We start from the raw sequence: 16,370 nt of genomic DNA, 5'->3' as shown, positions 1-16,370 counted from the left end.
CCCTTAACGCAGGACCGCGACAAGGGGCGCCGCGAGTAGAGGTGCTAGAGAAACGACATCGCGGAAGAGGCGACGTTGCGGGGAATCTCCGACGATGACGACATCATTGGCGTAGACTGCCGGGTCGGCGTAGGCGCCACGCCGGATCGCACCGATGTCGTAAAGACCCGCCATCCGCTGATTGTCGACGGTGCGCAGGATCACGACCTGTTCCTGCTTGGCGAATTCCGACAGGCCCTTGGCCGAGGCGATGACGCGCATCAGCGTCATCTGGTTGGTCACCGGGTAGAGGCCAGGCTCCTTCACTTCGCCATCGACGGTCACGACCTGGCTGACCGAGCTTTTGATATTGATCGTCACCTGCGGGTTGCGAACATACCGCCCCTGCAATGAATCCTCGATGGTGCGGGCCAGTTCGTCAGCGGTCTTGTTGCGCGCATCGACGGTGCCGATGAGCGGCATCGAAATCCGTCCGCTCGCGTCCACCTGCATTTCGCGGCTGAGTTCGGGCACGTTGAAGATATCGACGTTGATCGTGTCGAGCGGACCGATCAGCGCAGGCCGGTCGGCCGCGGCGAGATCGCCCCGGCTGGGTGCGGGCAGGCCCTGGCTGTCGGGAATGACGGTCAGTTGCGCGCTGGACTGGGGCGGCGGTGTGCCCGCGCAGCCGACAAGACCGGCCGCGAGCATGATCGAAACAAGAATTTTGCGCATGCGCCCCATATCTTCCCGCTGAAGAGAATTTCGCCTTAGATGCTGATCGCAATCAGGTAAAGGCGGCCCTAACGCCGACTGTCCTATTTTGGCAGAGCCAAGAAGCGGCGATGACGATCATTGCCATGATCATCGGTGTGCGCGCCGGATAGTCGAAGACGCTGGCGACGAGAACGAGAAGCAACATGGCCGATCCGAGCTTGGGCAGGACCGCGTGTCGTCCGCTCGCCCGCCAGGCGCGGACGCTGGCTATCGCATACCAGCCGATCGCGACGATCAGGAGCAGCAGCGCGGGCAGGCCGCCATCGAGCACCACTTCCAGAAAATCATTATGGGCATGATTGAAATAGGTGGGCTTGAGCAGGGCGAACGGCTCATGCAGGCGGAAGATCGGATCGAAGCCGCCGAACCCCGATCCGGCGGGAAAATAGGCGGCGATCATCGCCAGAACCGTCGGCAGACCGCGCGTGCGCATGTCCTGGCCGGCATCGATTTCAAACGCGCGGCGCACGGATTCCGCCCTGTCGGCGGCGATGCTGACCAGGACGAACAGAGCGACGACGCCGACGATCGCCGCGATCAGCGCCGGGAACACCCAGCGCGGCGCTCCACGCAGGGCATGGCCGACATCGTGCCAGCACAAGGCCAGGCCCAGCGCCAGCGCCAGCAGGCCGGTCAATAGGCCGGCGCGCGATCCGGTCGCCAGGATAGTGAGCGCAAACAGCGTGATCAGCCCCAGCGCGACCGGCGCACGCCATCCCGCGCTCCGCTTTCCGGCAAAGGCCCAGACGGGCGTGATCAGGCACCCCATGGCGAGCAACAGCGCGAAATGATTGCGGTTGGCAAATGTCCCGCCGACCGCGCCCGCCGAGTCATTGATGAATGGGTTGTCGATGCCGAAGCTGGAAAATTGCAGCAAGCCGACCAGCATCGCGCAGAAAATGACGCCGAGCAGGATCGTCGGCAGCCATGGTTTCTCCTCATCGCGCAAGGCGCTCATGAGCATGAACGTCACGACCGGCACGATCAGCGAGGAGGCAGCATTGGCCGTCGCCGAAGGGACGATCGCCCAAGGCCGCCATATCGCCTCGTCAGGTGACGCGCCGAGCAGCGCATCCCGGCCCGGCAATGCTGTCCAGATGTTGGGAGGCAGCGGTACAAGCTGCAGCAGCACGAGCAGCACCGTCGCCAGCAGCAGCCAGAACACAGGCCGTGCCCCCGCGACGACCGGCCGCACGCCGAGCAGGATCGCCAGCACGAGGAGCGACCATGCGGCGCCCCGCGTCACCACCTGCCCGGTGACGTCGGCATGTGACGCGCCGCCCGCCATCCAGAGCGCCCCCAGCAGCAGAAGGAACAGCGTCAGAGCGGGATTCCAGCGATGGGTGAGGACGGCGCGGGCAGGCATTTAGGACAGCGCTTCCTCTGTGCGCATCGCGTCCTTCATCACGTCGTCTATGGCCTGCGAAACGCGCGCCATGTCGTTCGCGGACAGGCTCGGATGGACGAGAAACATGAGGCTGGTCCCGCCCAGTTCCTGTGTGACCGGCAAGGGCGCCTCGGGCCGCCAGCCGGTGCCGTCGAACGCCTTTTCGAGATAGACTTCCGAACAGGAGCCTTGAAAACAGGGAATGTCCTGCTGGCCCATTGCATCGACGATCCGGTCGCGCGACCAGCCGGGGGCCAGATTTTCCGGCCGCACATAGGCATAATATTTGTAGAAAGCATGGACCGACCCTTGCCGCCAGCTTTCGTCCTGGCCGAGCGGGCCATGGAGGCGCAGGACCCCTTCCTCCCCGGCAAAGGGCGTCAGCGCCTCTTGCAGGATCGTCGCATTCTCCGTCCGCGCGCGCGTCCACTCGGCCATGCGGCGGAGCTGGATGCGTCCGATCGCGGCCTGCATCTCCAGCATCCGCCAGTTGGTGCCGATGCTTTCGTGCAGCCAGCGAAAACCCGGCGGGTGCGCGCGTTCGTAGACCGCGTCCCAGCTCTTGCCATGATCCTTGAACGACCACATGCGCGACCAGAGCGCGCGGTCGTTGCACGTCACCATGCCGCCCTCGCCGCCGGTGGTCATGATCTTGTCCTGGCAGAAGGACCAGGCGCTGACATCGCCGATCGACCCGACGCTGCGCCCCTTGTAGCGCGCGCCATGCGCCTGCGCGCAATCCTCGATCACCTTGATGCCATTCGCGGCGGCGAGGTCCATGATCGGGTCCATGTCGCACGGCCAGCCTGACAGATGCACCGCGATGATCGCCTTGGTCTGCGGGGTCAGGACGGCTCGACAGGTGTCGGCGGAAATATTGCCGCTGGCACGATCGACATCGGCGAAGACCGGCTTGGCGCCGGCATTGGCGACGCAGGAAATCGATGCGATGAAGGTGCGCGGCGTGACGATCACCTCATCCTGCGCGCTGCCGCCATTGGCGCTGCCGATGCCAAGACCCTGGAGCGCCAGATCGAGCGCGACCGTGCCGTTGGCGACGGCGATGGCATGATCGCTTTCCGACCAGGCGGCGAACTCCCGCTCGAAGGCGCGGCATTCCTCGCCGGTCCAATAGTTGACGCGGTTGGAGAGCAGGACGGCGGAAACGGCGTCCGCTTCTTCCTGCGTGAAACTGGGCCAAGGCGCGAAATTTGTGTTCAGCATGTCAGTTTTTCTCGAGAATGTGGGCGGGGTTGCCGACCACGGTTACACCGGGAGGAACATCCTTGGTCACGACGGCCCCCATGCCGACCACCGCGTCCGCGCCGATCGTCAGATTCTGGCGAATGACCGCGCCGGACCCGATATAGGCGCGATCGCCGATCCGAATATTGCCGTTGCAGCGCACACCCGGTGCAAAGGTGACATAATCGCCGATCACGCAATCATGCTCGACATAGGAATAGAGGTTGGCATGGAAGCAGCGGCCGACCTTGATGTTGGAGGTAAAGGTGACATAGGGCGAAACGAGCGCGCCTTCGTCGATCTCGACATCGTCCATCATGATCGTGTCCTTGGCCCAGACGGACAGCAACTGCAAACCCGTCTCATCGCATTTTCGCGCCATCGCCGCGCGAATTGCAGGTCCGGCGACGGCCAGGGCGACATGCTTTTCGCTCGCTTCCTCTTCCCTGAAGCGGTCGAACGACATAACCTCCTGGCCATTGATATGGCCATGGCCTGCGCCATCGTCGATGAATACGAGCCGGGCATCCCTGGCGAGCGGCATGGACCGCGCGAGCGGCATGATGCCGCGGCCGCATCCGCCGGCGCCATATATGCCGATGAGGCGCGTCACGGGCGGTTTTCGCTTCCAGTGAATTTCGGCATCGTCGCCTCCCCTGCCGCGTTGATCCCGTCACGAACGAGGACTTTGCGAACTGTGCGGAACAGAATCTTCAGGTCGAGTATGAAAGAGCGATGTTCGACATACCAAAGGTCGAGCGCGAATTTTTCGTCCCAGGAAAGCGCGTTGCGACCGTTGACCTGCGCCCAGCCGGTGATCCCAGGGCGCACTTCGTGCCGTCGCGCCTGTTCCGGGCTGTAAAGCGGCAGATATTCTATCAGAAGAGGGCGAGGCCCGACCAGGCTCATATCACCTTTCAAAACATTGACCAATCCAGGGAGTTCGTCGAGACTGGATTTTCGCAGGAAGCGACCAAAACGCGTCAAACGCTGTTCATCGGGTAGCAGGTTGCCTGCCTTATCAACGGCATTGATCATGGTACGGAATTTCCAGATCGTAAAAGCTTTGCCTTTCAAACCCGGTCGTCGTTGTGTGAACAACACAGGACGTCCTAATAGGATAGCGACAAGGGAAGAAATAACGAGCAGGACGGGAATGAAGAAAATCAGGCCCGTGCCGGCTATAACGATGTCGAAAAAGCGCTTTGTCATGTGATTACATTGATCTCAATATAGACGATAAGCATCTTAATATCATACAATAATACTTTATATGTGCGCGCTTGCTATTGGTGAAGAATTTTTGATCTTTTAAATAAAAATGCTAAAATATTATTATGTAATAGCTATAAATATTTTTGAATAATAAAATGTGACGGGCGCAAAATCGCTTTGCGACACATCTGTTTCAATCTCAAGTCACAGAGGCCTTTGAATTTTCCATTGGTTTGAAATTGCCTTATTCACCGACGGGTATCATCGCCGTACGAAGAACAGCGTCGGTTTTTTCAAGAGCGGCTGCGAATGAGAAATTAGAACCATAGGTATCGCGCGCGCGCTGGCCCATGGCCTCGCGTTCTGCAGGCGTCATTGTAGCGAAGGCCACCATCGCGTCAGCGATTGATGCAGAGTTCTCAGGTTGTGCTGCCAAGCCTGCACCCGATTCAACTACGATTCTTGCGGCTTCTCCCTCGACGGCTGCCAGCACCGGTTTGCCGGCCGAAAGGTAGGTCTGGGTCTTATGGGGAACAGTGATCGCGAACAGCGGATCGCGGACGAGATGCAGTGTCAGGACGTCGGCCGATGCCAGCACATCGCCGATGGTCTCGCGCGGGACTGCCGGAAGAAGCTGAACATAATCGCTGCCATCATGGGCGATGAGGTCGCGTAATCGATCCGCTTCCACCCCATTACCAATCAGCGTCAACCGAATGTTAGGAACCGAGCGAGCAGCGATTTTCGTAGCCTCGATCAGCGTGTCGAGTCCTTGCACTATGCCTAGATTACCGGCGTAGACGATATTGAAGCGTCCTTCAAAGCCGTATCGCGCTTGATCGATTTGTGGCGCTGGCACATCTTCATGCGCCCAGTTGTAAATGACGTGAATCTTGTCGCGCGGTACGCCGCGTTCTATCAGCCGGTCGGCAATCCCTTGTGATTGGGCGACGATCATTGCTGCCCGACGATAGGCGATCCTGCACAGCATATGGATTGCTCGTTCCATCCATCGGACGCCGGGCATGCCGGAGGACACTACTGAATCCGGCCAGAGATCCTGGATATCCATGACGTAAGGGCGGCGCCGTAATGCGCACACGGCAGCAGTCGCGAGAGCGGCGGGGATGGGCGGATAGACATAAGCCACATCGAATTGCCTGGATCGCAGCGCACCGAAGACGCCGGCGCTAAATGCAAAACTGAAATAGTTTACGATCCGCAAGATGCTCGATCGGCTGTGGTTCGGATAGAGCAGCACTCTTTCAACAGGGACGCCGCCTGCCATGTCGTGCTTGTGAAATGTCAGGCGATAGCCTGGGTAGACCTTGCCGTGAGGATAATGTGGAAAGCCGGTGATAGACTGCACATGATAACCTCGACTTTCGAGGCCCTTCACGAACGAGGCGCCTTTGAGAATGGGTTCCGGCTCAAACCATTGGGAGATGTAGAGCAGCCGGAGTGGACGTGTCGTCACATGCGCCTGATCGCAATCGCGCTGTTCAATCATATTCACGCCATATCTTCGGGGCATACATGCTTTGCAGATACTCGACTGATGATCCTTTGGCGATAGAAACGCGGTTTGGCATCTCACGGCATGCTGGGATCATGATGAACTGGCGCTCAGGCAGAGAGACGGCAGAGCAAAGGGGAACATGATTCATGAGAAGGACCCTCGCGGTGTGCGGTCGTTGGCGAGCGCTGCCAGCCACGCACCGACGGCCTGTTCGCCGTAAAGGGCTTCGATATGGGCGAGGACGTCGTGTTTGCTCTCCGGCTTAATAAGCGCACGCTGGATCGCATCGGCGATTCCCGCAGGGGTTTCATCGTCGATATAGTCGAAACAGTTCGCGAGGTCGGACGGAATGCTGCGAATGCGCGTTGTCAGCACCGTACGGCCAGTGGCAAGATATTCGATGAGCTTCGACGGGAAGGACTGAACCGCAAAATCGGCGTTTGAAGGTCTCGGATTGATCAGGATGGAGGCATCGCGCATCGCCTCTGCGAGCTGGGCCGAATTGGCAAAGCCACGATAGCTGATGTTGGGTGCGGCGCTATTCTCCAGCCTTACCACTTGATTGCCCTTCCCATAGAAAAGAAAATCGATATCGGGCAGCAATGTCGCTGCATCGATGAGCCGGTCGACGCCATAAGCGGCGACAAGACCGCCGGCATATAGGACGACCGGGCGCTTTCCGGGTGGGGACTGTATGCGTGCCTTGCCGAAGCTTTGAATTCGTTCGACCCAGCGGCCGTTGAGAATCCCCGGCACCACCAATACCGGAAGCGTGTCCGCAAAGGGGCGCGCCAGTTCAGGCGCAAGCGCGACAATGGCGGTCGTGCGTCGTATCAGCGCCCTAGTAATTTTGCGGTCCACTCGCTTGAGCAGTGTGGAAATCTTTCCGTCGGTCGGCAGAATAATGCCCGGCGGGTCAGTCAGGACGGGAACGACGCGATATCCGAATAGGGCGAGTAAGGCGCCAAAAAGCAGGAACGGACTGTGAACGCCATGGATATAGATGCTGTGTATTTGCCAACGCCGAATTTGAGGCAAAGCTGCGAGGCAGGAAATAAAGCGGGTCAGATGCTTTAAGATCATCAGGTTCGCAAAAGCGATCGTTCGCCCCTCGATACCATTTTCGACGAAGCTTCTTGCGGCGAACCACTTCTGCGGAACGAGCGGATAGTTCTGCACCGGGTCCGTAGACAGCAAATATATGCGATCATGGGCGCTGCCGAGCGCGTGCGCCAGGCTCCAAGCGAAATTATGTGTCTGCACTGCCGGTAGCGGATCGGCTGCGAATATCGGACGCGCTACGGCGTCGGGGATGGTGAAACCCAGGAGCAGGGCGGGAGATTTGCTCATACTCATGTCGCCGCGACCGCGCGATAATGTGCTTCCCACGACCGCGCCATTCGATCGAGGCTATAATGTTCGACAATCGTTCCAAGGGCGGCATGGCCCATCGCCTCGCGCTGGGCGGCGTCTTTGACCAGCCGGAGCATGGCGCCAGCCAACGCCCCCGCATTGCGGGCCGGTACAAGCACGCCGCCGCCGTGATTTAAGACTTCGACGTTGCCGCCTACTGCGGTCGCGACGACTGGCAGGCGATAGGCCATCGCTTCGATCAGCGCGTTGGACAGATTTTCGTGCCATGACGGAAAAACGAATAGATCGGCAGCCGCGAGATAAGGCCCCACTTCGCTCTGCTGTCCGGTAAAATGCACTCGGCATCGGACAAGGCCGTCAAAAAGCCGAGCGATGCGTCCGTCTTCATCGCCACCTCCGACAACAATCAAGTCGATGTCCGGGCCGTCCGCTGCTTCGATATGGCGCAAAGCCTGGGCGAGGTCGGCATAGCCCTTTTGCTCAGTCAGCCGCGATACGATGACTGCCACGATCCGGTCGGCGGCGATTCCCAGTCGTTCGCGAATGGCCGTACCTTTTGCCATTTCTTCAGGACCAGGCAATGCCACTCCATTAGGTACGGGCACAAGCATCTTATGCCGGACAGGATCTAGGAAGCTCCGCTGTGCCGCCGAATGGCACATGGTGACGATAGCATCGGCCATCCGCAGCGTCGCTGGCTCGAGCAGATTTACCACGGTCGCCCGCCGAAGACCGCCGCTGCCCACCAGGTCACGTTGCGTTCCATGCACCGATACGAGAATATGAGGTACGCCGGCCAAGCGGCCGGCCAGTGCCGCATGGAACCCTTCGTTCCCCAGGCCACGTACATGCAGGAGTTGGGGGCGTAATCGTCGAAGTTCGTCCTTGAAGCGCCGGATGAGCTGCAACGAGAAACCGCCCGCCGCCTCGCGCTGCCAGATTTCGGGATAAGGGTGCGTGCGCATCGCCTGCAGGCGCGACAACGCTGCCGCGGGTCCGCCCGTATGCGGTGCGCCAAAGCAATGCTGAACAACTAGGGGATCCATGACGTCAGCGAACCGGTTGGCGGCGTGCCAGATATTTGGTCAGCCCGATGCCGATCAAGGTAATTACCGCCCATAGGCCCTGACGCTGCATGAGCACCTGGTTATTCGCGGGTATGAAGGCGATGAAAATGATCATCTGCCCCACCGCAGCCAGAGCGAAGGGATTGTTATTGTAAAGACAGGCTATCCATAACCGGGCGAAAATAAAGCCCATGAGGATCATGAAGATCGGTACGCCGAAAAAACTGAGATCCGACGCCAGCCAGGGAAAAATCGTCGACCAGTACATTCCTGCCGGCCAGCCGGTTATCCGTTCGGCGCGATAGGGGTAGGTGAGATAACGATTGTCCTCGCCTCCCAGGAACTGAAGCCGGTAGGATTCATAAGCCTGTGAGAAGCCGGCGCCGTGGGAAAATTCAAATGGCTGTTCAAGACTGTAGGCAAGCCCGCGATAACCGTGGCTGGGGTAGGCGAGTGTCTGATATATACCAAAGGCCGCGTCGTACCCAATTGTCCGGACGAGAAGCGTATCGGATATGTTGCCGACCGTTCCCGATTCCGAAATGCCGAACTGTTCCGCCCTTTGGACTTGGTTGATCGCCATATAGGTGAAGAAGGCAAAGCTGGTGATGCCGATCATGACATAAATACGGGTGCGGACGATGCGCTGGGCGCTGGACAGGCTCTGCCGCGCCAGGATCACGGAAACGCCTGTTATAAGGAAAAGGACAATGTCGCCGATGCCCTTCATGGTGCCGATGAACAGAAAACTTGTCACATACATTGTAACGCCCAAAATCGTCAGGGCTTTGATGTAACGATTGAGTCGCGACCAGGATACGACAGCCAATGGCAAGAAAACCGCATATATAATGCTGAGTATAATGAGAATTTGCGTAATCCGGTTTACCTGTTTGGTTTCTATTCGTTCAGAAAAAACATCGAATTTGGCTTGATAGGCCTCACCGGGCGAAAGTATGGTTCGCACAATGCTTTGAAGATCAGTACCGCCGAAATCATAGAATTGATTTATGCCCCAAACGGTAAAATAGAGGGCGCCTGCGATAACGAGCCATCTATGAGAGGGACGGTCGCCGAATGGCGCGCCTTGGTCGCGCTTGTAATGTTCGACCACGGGAGCAATACCCATATAATAGCCCAGATAAAGCCCGGCAAATGACAGCATGACGAAACTGATGAGCGTTCCGAGATTGGAAACGTCGCTGACGAGATTGCTGATCAGGAACAGCCCGAAAGTCGTCAGGAGGTAGAGGAGCGAGAAGCGGATCGGGGCAAAGAGGGTCTTTCGAGTACGTGACGGCAAGCTGCCATGATGGTGCCCGTCAACCAGTCCCGGATAGACCCGGCCTCTATCAGATCGAAATTGAGAGACAGACATGGTCATCCGCGCAATTTCTCCAGCATGTCGCTCATGGACCGCGAGTGGCTTTGGGGGCAAAAGTGCGTTCGGGCAAGGGCTTGTGCGCTGGCGCACATCATATTGCGGATGCCGGGAGAATGGTTTGCCGCTCGCATCACGGCATCGGCGAAAGTTTCATTCGACAAATCGGTCAACAGGAGGGCGTTTTCCCCGTCGCTCAGGAAGCGCGAGAGGTCACTGAACCGGTTAGCGATGACCGGTGTACCCAGCGTCATGCTCTCAGCAAGCTTTGATGGAAAGCCAAACTGATTGGATCGGCGCAGCGGTCGTAATAGCAGGCTAAAATCCGACCGTGATACGATTCTTCGGGCGCGCACGTTCGGGATGCGGCCATAGCAGATCGTGGCCGTGGCACCTGCCCCGTCAAGCCACGTCGAGCCACCCGGCACGGCCCGCAAATCCGCCTCGGTCATGCCGACGAGGTGCCAGGTAAGCGCCACGCCCTGTGCCGCCGCAATGCTCAGTCCGCCAATCAGCGTTTCGAACGCTTCCTTGTTACCTGGTGATCCGGCGTAAACGAGATGAAGGCGTCCGTCGTCTTCGGACCATTTTTCTGCGGTCATGACGGTTTCAAGAAAGAGAGGCGGGACCGTTACGATTGGCTTGCCTGCACGGCTATAATGCTTGGCCAGGCGCTCGCTTATGACAAAGAAGCCGTCGGCGCGAAACGATTCCCGGCGCATACTCAGCATGTTGGAAATGGCATAGGGACCGAAGCGGCCGCCGGGCAGATCCTCCGCCGCATACCATTCGACGATGTCGAGGACGAGCGGGATACCGAGTTCGTTGCAAAGTTTGCGGAGCCGCCGAATATATCCCAGATGCGTGCCATAGAGAATGATAAGATCGGGTCGCGGAGACATTTCGCGGATATAATTTGCGGTAACGTCCCCGATAAACATTCCTCGAACGCCCATCGGAAAATGTGAAAGGAAGCCGGTGGCGTATTCGTCCAGCGACACGCCCGTCAATATCGGTAGCCCTGACAACTCTATCGACCAGCCCCTCGGATCGGTTCTCCCCATTCGAACATCGATCACCTGTACGTCATGCCCTGCCGTTAGCAGCGCTCCCGCCGTTCCACGCACTCGCAAGCTCGCAGCGGTGCTTTCGCGGGTGTCGAAATGGCCTACAATTAGAATTCGCATTGGGTGTCGTCCCTTAATGCCTCAGCGCGTTGCCGGCCGTTTTCCACATCGCTGGCGTTATAATGATAGCATACATTATCAGAGAAATGGCAGGAACGAGCCACAGATGGCCTTCAGTGACAAAAGCTAATTTGAGAGCAATAGTGATTAGAGCGAAGATTGCCCAAGCAATGATTTGAATTCGAATTTGTCCTATCGCGTTCAGAACCATATTCGCAGGTGACGCAATAGCCATCACAACCGAAAGCCCCCCAAGCAATCCTAAAATCATCTGCTGATCGGAAAAATTTCGGCCCATCCATAAATAGATGATCCGGTCACCTGCCAACGTTAATATCATAGCTGCGACCGCAACACCGCCACCGCCGATCCATACCATCCGGCGGCTGTTATTGCGTACCCAGTCAAAATCGCCCCGCGCTAATGCTTCGCCGTTGGCGGCCCATAGTGGAAGAAAGATCGTCGTTATGACGAGGCCCAAGAGCGACCCAATTTTCGCTGGGACCGAGTATTGCGTGACTGCATGTGCGCCTGCATTCGCAGCAATAATGACATTATCAACATTCAACGCGACCGACGTCAAAATGCCAAGCGCGAGAAAGCGTATTCCAAGTGTTAAAAGCTGTCGGCTGGAATCCTTACGCACATCGGACAGGCGAGGCCGCAATTCCGGATTGCGAACGAAGTACCACAGGCCTGCGCCTGCCAGGGCCAGTGCCGCAGGAAGGCCGTAAGCCAGCACGGCGGCCCATGGCGGTAGCTTCAAAGTCACAGCCGCCCAGCAGGCGATAACCGCAACGCTGGCCCCCGCAATCTGCCATAGATTGCTCAACATAACCTGTTGTCGGGCATACATGACGCGCTGAATGATGCTCGCTGGAATTCCGGCAAAAAAAGCCACCAGGACTGACGCTACGATAGCAAGCGAGGCGGGCTGGGTGGATATTCCGAATGGTCGTAGATTGGATGCCAGCAACAGACCCCCTGAAATAACGGAGAGTATCAATGCCACGCATGTCAGCATCGCATAGGCGCTCGAAATATCTGCGCGGGCGCTAACGATATCGTCACGGCCAAACGCAGCTGATAGTCTGGTCAGCAACCCGTTACCGATACCTAGGTCGCTGAATTGCGCCATGCTGGTAATCGACACTGCAGTCATCCAAATACCGAAATGCGTATCGCCAAGATAACGCAGCATGATTGGCATGACCAAAAATGGCGCAATGAGGCTGACGGATCGCCCGAGAGCGCCCCCGATGATCCCTGAAACAAGGCGACGTGAACGATTCATAGGTTGTCCGTAAATCGTTAACTAGAATATTTGCTTCATAATTGTCTCATGCTGAGCAAATGTTTGATGATCCCAGCGCATGCGGATCAATTTTGCTGGGTTACCTCCAACGATGCTATAGCGTGGGACATTTTTAGTCACGGCAGCACCAGCGGCGACAACCGAACCTCGACCGACTGCGACGCCAGCAAGAATTGCTCTTGTCCCGATCCACACATCGTTTTCAATAACTACACCCGGATCGTCTTTCAGGGCGCTTCTCATCATTACCGACGGCAATCATCGGCTTACCGACAATATCGATCCGATGATTGCCGCCACGAATTGTTACTTCTGGGCCGAGCATGACATTGTTACCGATCACAATCTTCGAACGAGCCGCGATAAGTATCTGACGAGGTTCACATTGTCGCCGACACTAATAGATTCGAATGAGTAGATATCTGAAGAGTCCAAAGAAAAATTCGCCCATTTTGAGAGGGTCGGGTCCGGTAAATACGAGACAGCAAACCATTATAAAGTGTTTTAGTAGAAGAGTGCGCGCGAACTAGAAGAGAAAGAAGGGTTTTCACTGTAAGATCCCACGGCGATCACGCAACATCATGCGTGCGAATTCCATCCCAGCTGTTCGAAAGCCGCGCCGTGCCCAGGATCAGGCTGACGACGCGTTCCGACGTGTTCGTGATCTGGTAATCGACGGGGACGGGGTGATCAACGCCTGCGGTGGTGCGCTCGGCGAACATGCGGGTCACCGCTTCGATGCCGTCCAGCATCGTGTCGCGATGGAGGCCGGTCATGATGATGCAGCCGACGTCGAGACCCTCCGGCCGCTCGATCGCATCGCGCGGCGTGATCGCGGGAAAGCCGAGCATCGAGCTTTCCTCGGCGATCGTACCGCTGTCCGATACAGCGCAAAAACATTGTTTTTGCAGAGCATTATAGTCGTGGAAGCCGAAGGGCTTCATATATTGGACGCGCGGGTCGAGCGCGATGTCTTTGAGCGCCTCCAACCGTTTGCGGGTGCGAGGATGCGTCGAAACGATCACCGGCATCTCATAACGCACTGCGAGCGCATTGAGCGTTTCCAGGAGCGAGCGCAGGCGCTCGGCACTGTCTACATTCTCCTCGCGGTGCAGTGAGACGATGAAATATCCCTGCGGCGCGAGACCGAGCCGATCGAGCACGTCAGACGCGTCAATTTGGCTGCGATAATGGTCGAGCACTTCGCGGATCGGCGATCCTGTCAGGTAGATGCGGCGGTGCTGTACGCCCTCCGACAGCAGATGGCGGCGCGCATGTTCGGTGTAGACGAGGTTGAAGTCGGCAATATGATCAACGAGCTTGCGGTTCGTTTCCTCCGGCACATTGCGATCGAAAGACCGGTTGCCTGCTTCCATATGATAGACCGGCACCTTCATGCGGCGCGCCATGATCGCCGAAATCGCCGAGTTGGTGTCACCGAGCACGACGACTGCGTCGGGTCGTTCGGCGGCGATCACGCGCTCGCTTTCGGTGAGGATCTTGCCAAGCGTTTCACCCAGCGTACCACCGCCCGTGCCGAGGAAATGGTCCGGCTTGCGGACACCGAGATCCTCGAAGAAAACTTCGTTGAGTTCGAAATCCCAATTCTGCCCAGTGTGGACAATGATCTGGTCGGTATACTCGTCGAGCCGCGCCATCACGCGCGAAAGGCGGATGATCTCGGGACGGGTGCCCAAAATGGTCATGACTTTAAGGCGGGACATGTCAGGCTCCGGAAACGGGATCGGCATAGGTGTCGGGTGCTGCTGGATCGAACACGGCGTTCGTCCAGAATAGTGTCAGCAGCGGTTTGTCACCGACATTAACGATATTATGGGTGTGCAGCGTGGGCATATCGATGGCGGCCGGCGCGTCGCCGCTGACGCGGCATTCCCATATGGTATCGCCCAGAACCGGGCGAATACGGATGATCGCTTCGCCTTCGACCACCAGAAAACGCTCGACCTTGTCGAGGTGAAAATGGTCGCCGCGCGTAACGCCCGGATGTGTCCAGCTGAGAAAGGTCTGACCGCCGCCGCCGCCGCGCGATGCTTCAAACAGGGCGCCGCGCGCATCGCTGTTGAGCCTGAGCATCTTGGGATATTGATCCGGATAGAGCGCGGCGCGATAGCTGTTGAACAACGCCAGATCGAAGGGATCGGTCAGGTCGGGGAAAAGATTGGCATTGTAATCGGCATGGAACCTTTCGATCTTTGTAAGCAGATCGACGACCGATACCGGAAGTGCCGCAGGCGTGATCACCCCGGTCGTTCTCTCGACCGCGGCATTGATAGCAATCTGAGCCGCTTCGCCCGCATGCAGCAGCGCGACACGCCCTTCGGGGTTCACTTCAGGGCTATCACCGGCGATCACCTGAGCGATGAAGGTTGCGGTGACATTGTTGTAATGGGGGCGCGCGCCTTCGCCGAAAATATGCGGCAGGATAAGATCGGTATAGCCGCCGCTGCCTTCGCTAAGGATTTCGCCCGCGATCCGCTTGCTTTTGCCATAAACGCTATCGTTCGCAGCGTGGGTCGAATTGGCATAGACGATATGGGGTGCCGATCCAGCGGTCCGGCACGCGTTGACCAGCCGGCGCGCGATATCGGGATTACCGCTTGCAACGTCCGTATCGCTAGCGCGATTGACCCCGGCAAAGTGCAGCACCGCATCGGCGCCATTTACCGCGTCGATTAGTCGAGAGTCGTCGGAAAACGCCGCGCGATCAAGGCCTACGAGTATATATGGCTCGCTTTGCCCCTTGAAGCGAGCGGCGCAGTTGGCGGCGTGGAGCCGCACCGATGTGTGATGGCCCAGCAGCCCGCCTGCCCCTGTGACGACGATCTTCATTTGCGCTCACTTTTCCAAGCCTCGATGTCAGCATGCACTTCAGCAAGTGTCAGAAGAAGCTCTTTTACTTGCGGTACGGTCAGCTGCGTGGTGTTGTGGGAATGATAATCGTCGAAATGACTGGTTTCGCGATCACCTTCACTAAAATAGGCTTTATAGTTGAGGTCGCGGGTGTCCATGCGGATACGGTAGTAATCACCCATATCGTCGCCGCTCGCCAGTTCCTGGCCGCTCGCGAGCGTTTCGTATAATTTTTCAGCATGGCGCCAGCCGATCACATCCACCGGATGATCGGGAACCTCGAACAGTTCCTTAAGCGCAGTAACAAGGTCGGCGATCGTCGAGGCAGGAGCCTTGCGAATGAAGAGGTCGCCCTGACTTGCGTTTTCGAATGCATGATGGACGAGCGCAACAGAATCGCGCAACGGCATCAGGAAGCGGGTCATTGTCGGTTCGGTAACGCTGATCGGCCGCCCGCTGCGAATTTGGCGCATAAAGAGCGGGATCGCCGATCCGCGCGAACACATCACATTGCCATAACGGACCATCGAAATTGTTGTCGCGGCGTCAGTAGGCAAAGACCGCGCAACCGATTGCGCTACTTTTTCCATCATTGCCTTAGACACGCCCATCGCGTTGACTGGAAATACAGCTTTGTCGGTCGATAGACATACAAGGCTACGTACACCTGCAGCGACAGAAGAGCGAACTACATTTTCGGATCCGATTATGTTGGTCCGCACTGCTTCCATCGGGAAGAATTCGCAACTCGGGACTTGTTTCAAAGCAGCGGCATGAAAAACACAATCCACCCCGGCGACAGCCCGGTCAACGCTTTCGCGATCTCTGATATCACCAATATAGAAACGAACTCTTGAATCGCGCAATTCGCTACGCAATGCATCTTGCTTTTCTTCATCGCGACTTAGAATTCTAATTTCAGAAACGTCGCGCGATAGCATATCGCGCAGCATCGTTTTTCCGAAGGAGCCAGTGCCCCCAGTGATGAGCAGTTTATCAATTGTCATGGCATTCCTGCGTAGAGTAAATGTAAAAATGACATTGTCATTATTA

15 protein-coding genes are annotated in these 16,370 nt (G+C 57.5%); all 15 read right to left on the bottom strand.

What is annotated here, in order from left to right; genetic code table 11:
- Window positions 1-3: 3 nt before the first annotated feature.
- Window positions 4-714 carry a polysaccharide biosynthesis/export family protein gene (locus IQ35_RS16930; protein WP_242003387.1) on the bottom strand — a complete coding sequence of 237 codons (711 nt, stop codon included), beginning with the start codon at window positions 712-714 and terminating at the stop codon, window positions 4-6.
- 52 nt (window positions 715-766) lie between these two features.
- The gene (locus IQ35_RS16925; RefSeq protein ID WP_145075206.1) at window positions 767-2,122 is read right to left on the bottom strand and encodes an O-antigen ligase family protein; all 1,356 of its coding nucleotides are present in this window, start codon (window positions 2,120-2,122) and stop codon (window positions 767-769) included.
- Window positions 2,123-3,367, bottom strand: coding sequence for a DegT/DnrJ/EryC1/StrS family aminotransferase (locus IQ35_RS16920; protein ID WP_145075203.1), 1,245 nt, complete (start codon window positions 3,365-3,367; stop codon window positions 2,123-2,125).
- 1 nt (window position 3,368) lies between these two features.
- On the bottom strand, window positions 3,369-4,001 hold the full coding sequence (locus IQ35_RS16915) for an acetyltransferase (protein WP_145075200.1): 633 nt from the start codon (window positions 3,999-4,001) through the stop codon (window positions 3,369-3,371).
- Window positions 3,998-4,600 (bottom strand): sugar transferase, encoded by a 603-nt coding sequence (locus IQ35_RS16910; RefSeq protein WP_145075197.1) that lies wholly within the window; start codon window positions 4,598-4,600, stop codon window positions 3,998-4,000. Before IQ35_RS16910 ends, IQ35_RS16915 begins: the two co-directional genes overlap by 4 nt.
- Window positions 4,601-4,847: 247 nt before the next feature.
- Window positions 4,848-6,113 (bottom strand): glycosyltransferase family 4 protein, encoded by a 1,266-nt coding sequence (locus IQ35_RS16905; protein WP_158636695.1) that lies wholly within the window; start codon window positions 6,111-6,113, stop codon window positions 4,848-4,850.
- 153 nt (window positions 6,114-6,266) lie between these two features.
- Window positions 6,267-7,472, bottom strand: coding sequence for a glycosyltransferase (locus IQ35_RS16900; RefSeq protein ID WP_158636694.1), 1,206 nt, complete (start codon window positions 7,470-7,472; stop codon window positions 6,267-6,269).
- A 2-nt stretch (window positions 7,473-7,474) separates the two neighbouring features.
- Window positions 7,475-8,542: a glycosyltransferase gene (locus IQ35_RS16895; protein ID WP_145075188.1), complete on the bottom strand. Its 1,068-nt coding sequence runs from the start codon at window positions 8,540-8,542 to the stop codon at window positions 7,475-7,477.
- 4 nt (window positions 8,543-8,546) lie between these two features.
- On the bottom strand, window positions 8,547-9,947 hold the full coding sequence (locus tag IQ35_RS16890; RefSeq protein WP_145075185.1) for a hypothetical protein: 1,401 nt from the start codon (window positions 9,945-9,947) through the stop codon (window positions 8,547-8,549).
- Window positions 9,944-10,945 (bottom strand): glycosyltransferase, encoded by a 1,002-nt coding sequence (locus IQ35_RS16885; RefSeq protein ID WP_479685475.1) that lies wholly within the window; start codon window positions 10,943-10,945, stop codon window positions 9,944-9,946. The genes IQ35_RS16890 and IQ35_RS16885 overlap by 4 nt, the downstream gene beginning before the upstream one ends.
- Window positions 10,946-11,144: 199 nt before the next feature.
- Complete coding sequence (locus IQ35_RS16880) at window positions 11,145-12,425, bottom strand: lipopolysaccharide biosynthesis protein (RefSeq protein WP_145075179.1); 1,281 nt, start codon at window positions 12,423-12,425, stop codon at window positions 11,145-11,147.
- 21 nt (window positions 12,426-12,446) lie between these two features.
- Window positions 12,447-12,692: a DapH/DapD/GlmU-related protein gene (locus IQ35_RS16875; RefSeq protein ID WP_145075176.1), complete on the bottom strand. Its 246-nt coding sequence runs from the start codon at window positions 12,690-12,692 to the stop codon at window positions 12,447-12,449.
- Between the two features lie 323 nt (window positions 12,693-13,015).
- A complete protein-coding gene (gene wecB, locus IQ35_RS16870) occupies window positions 13,016-14,170 on the bottom strand; it encodes a non-hydrolyzing UDP-N-acetylglucosamine 2-epimerase (RefSeq protein ID WP_145075173.1) in 1,155 nt (384 codons plus the stop codon).
- Between the two features lies 1 nt (window position 14,171).
- Window positions 14,172-15,296: a polysaccharide biosynthesis C-terminal domain-containing protein gene (locus IQ35_RS16865; protein WP_145075170.1), complete on the bottom strand. Its 1,125-nt coding sequence runs from the start codon at window positions 15,294-15,296 to the stop codon at window positions 14,172-14,174.
- Window positions 15,293-16,324 (bottom strand): polysaccharide biosynthesis protein, encoded by a 1,032-nt coding sequence (locus IQ35_RS16860; protein ID WP_145075166.1) that lies wholly within the window; start codon window positions 16,322-16,324, stop codon window positions 15,293-15,295. The genes IQ35_RS16865 and IQ35_RS16860 overlap by 4 nt, the downstream gene beginning before the upstream one ends.
- Window positions 16,325-16,370: the final 46 nt, after the last annotated feature.

Origin of the sequence: Sphingobium wenxiniae (assembly GCF_007830065.1) — a bacterium.
Taxonomy (GTDB): Bacteria; Pseudomonadota; Alphaproteobacteria; order Sphingomonadales; family Sphingomonadaceae; genus Sphingobium; species Sphingobium wenxiniae.
This window is presented reverse-complemented; position numbering and strand designations above follow the sequence as displayed.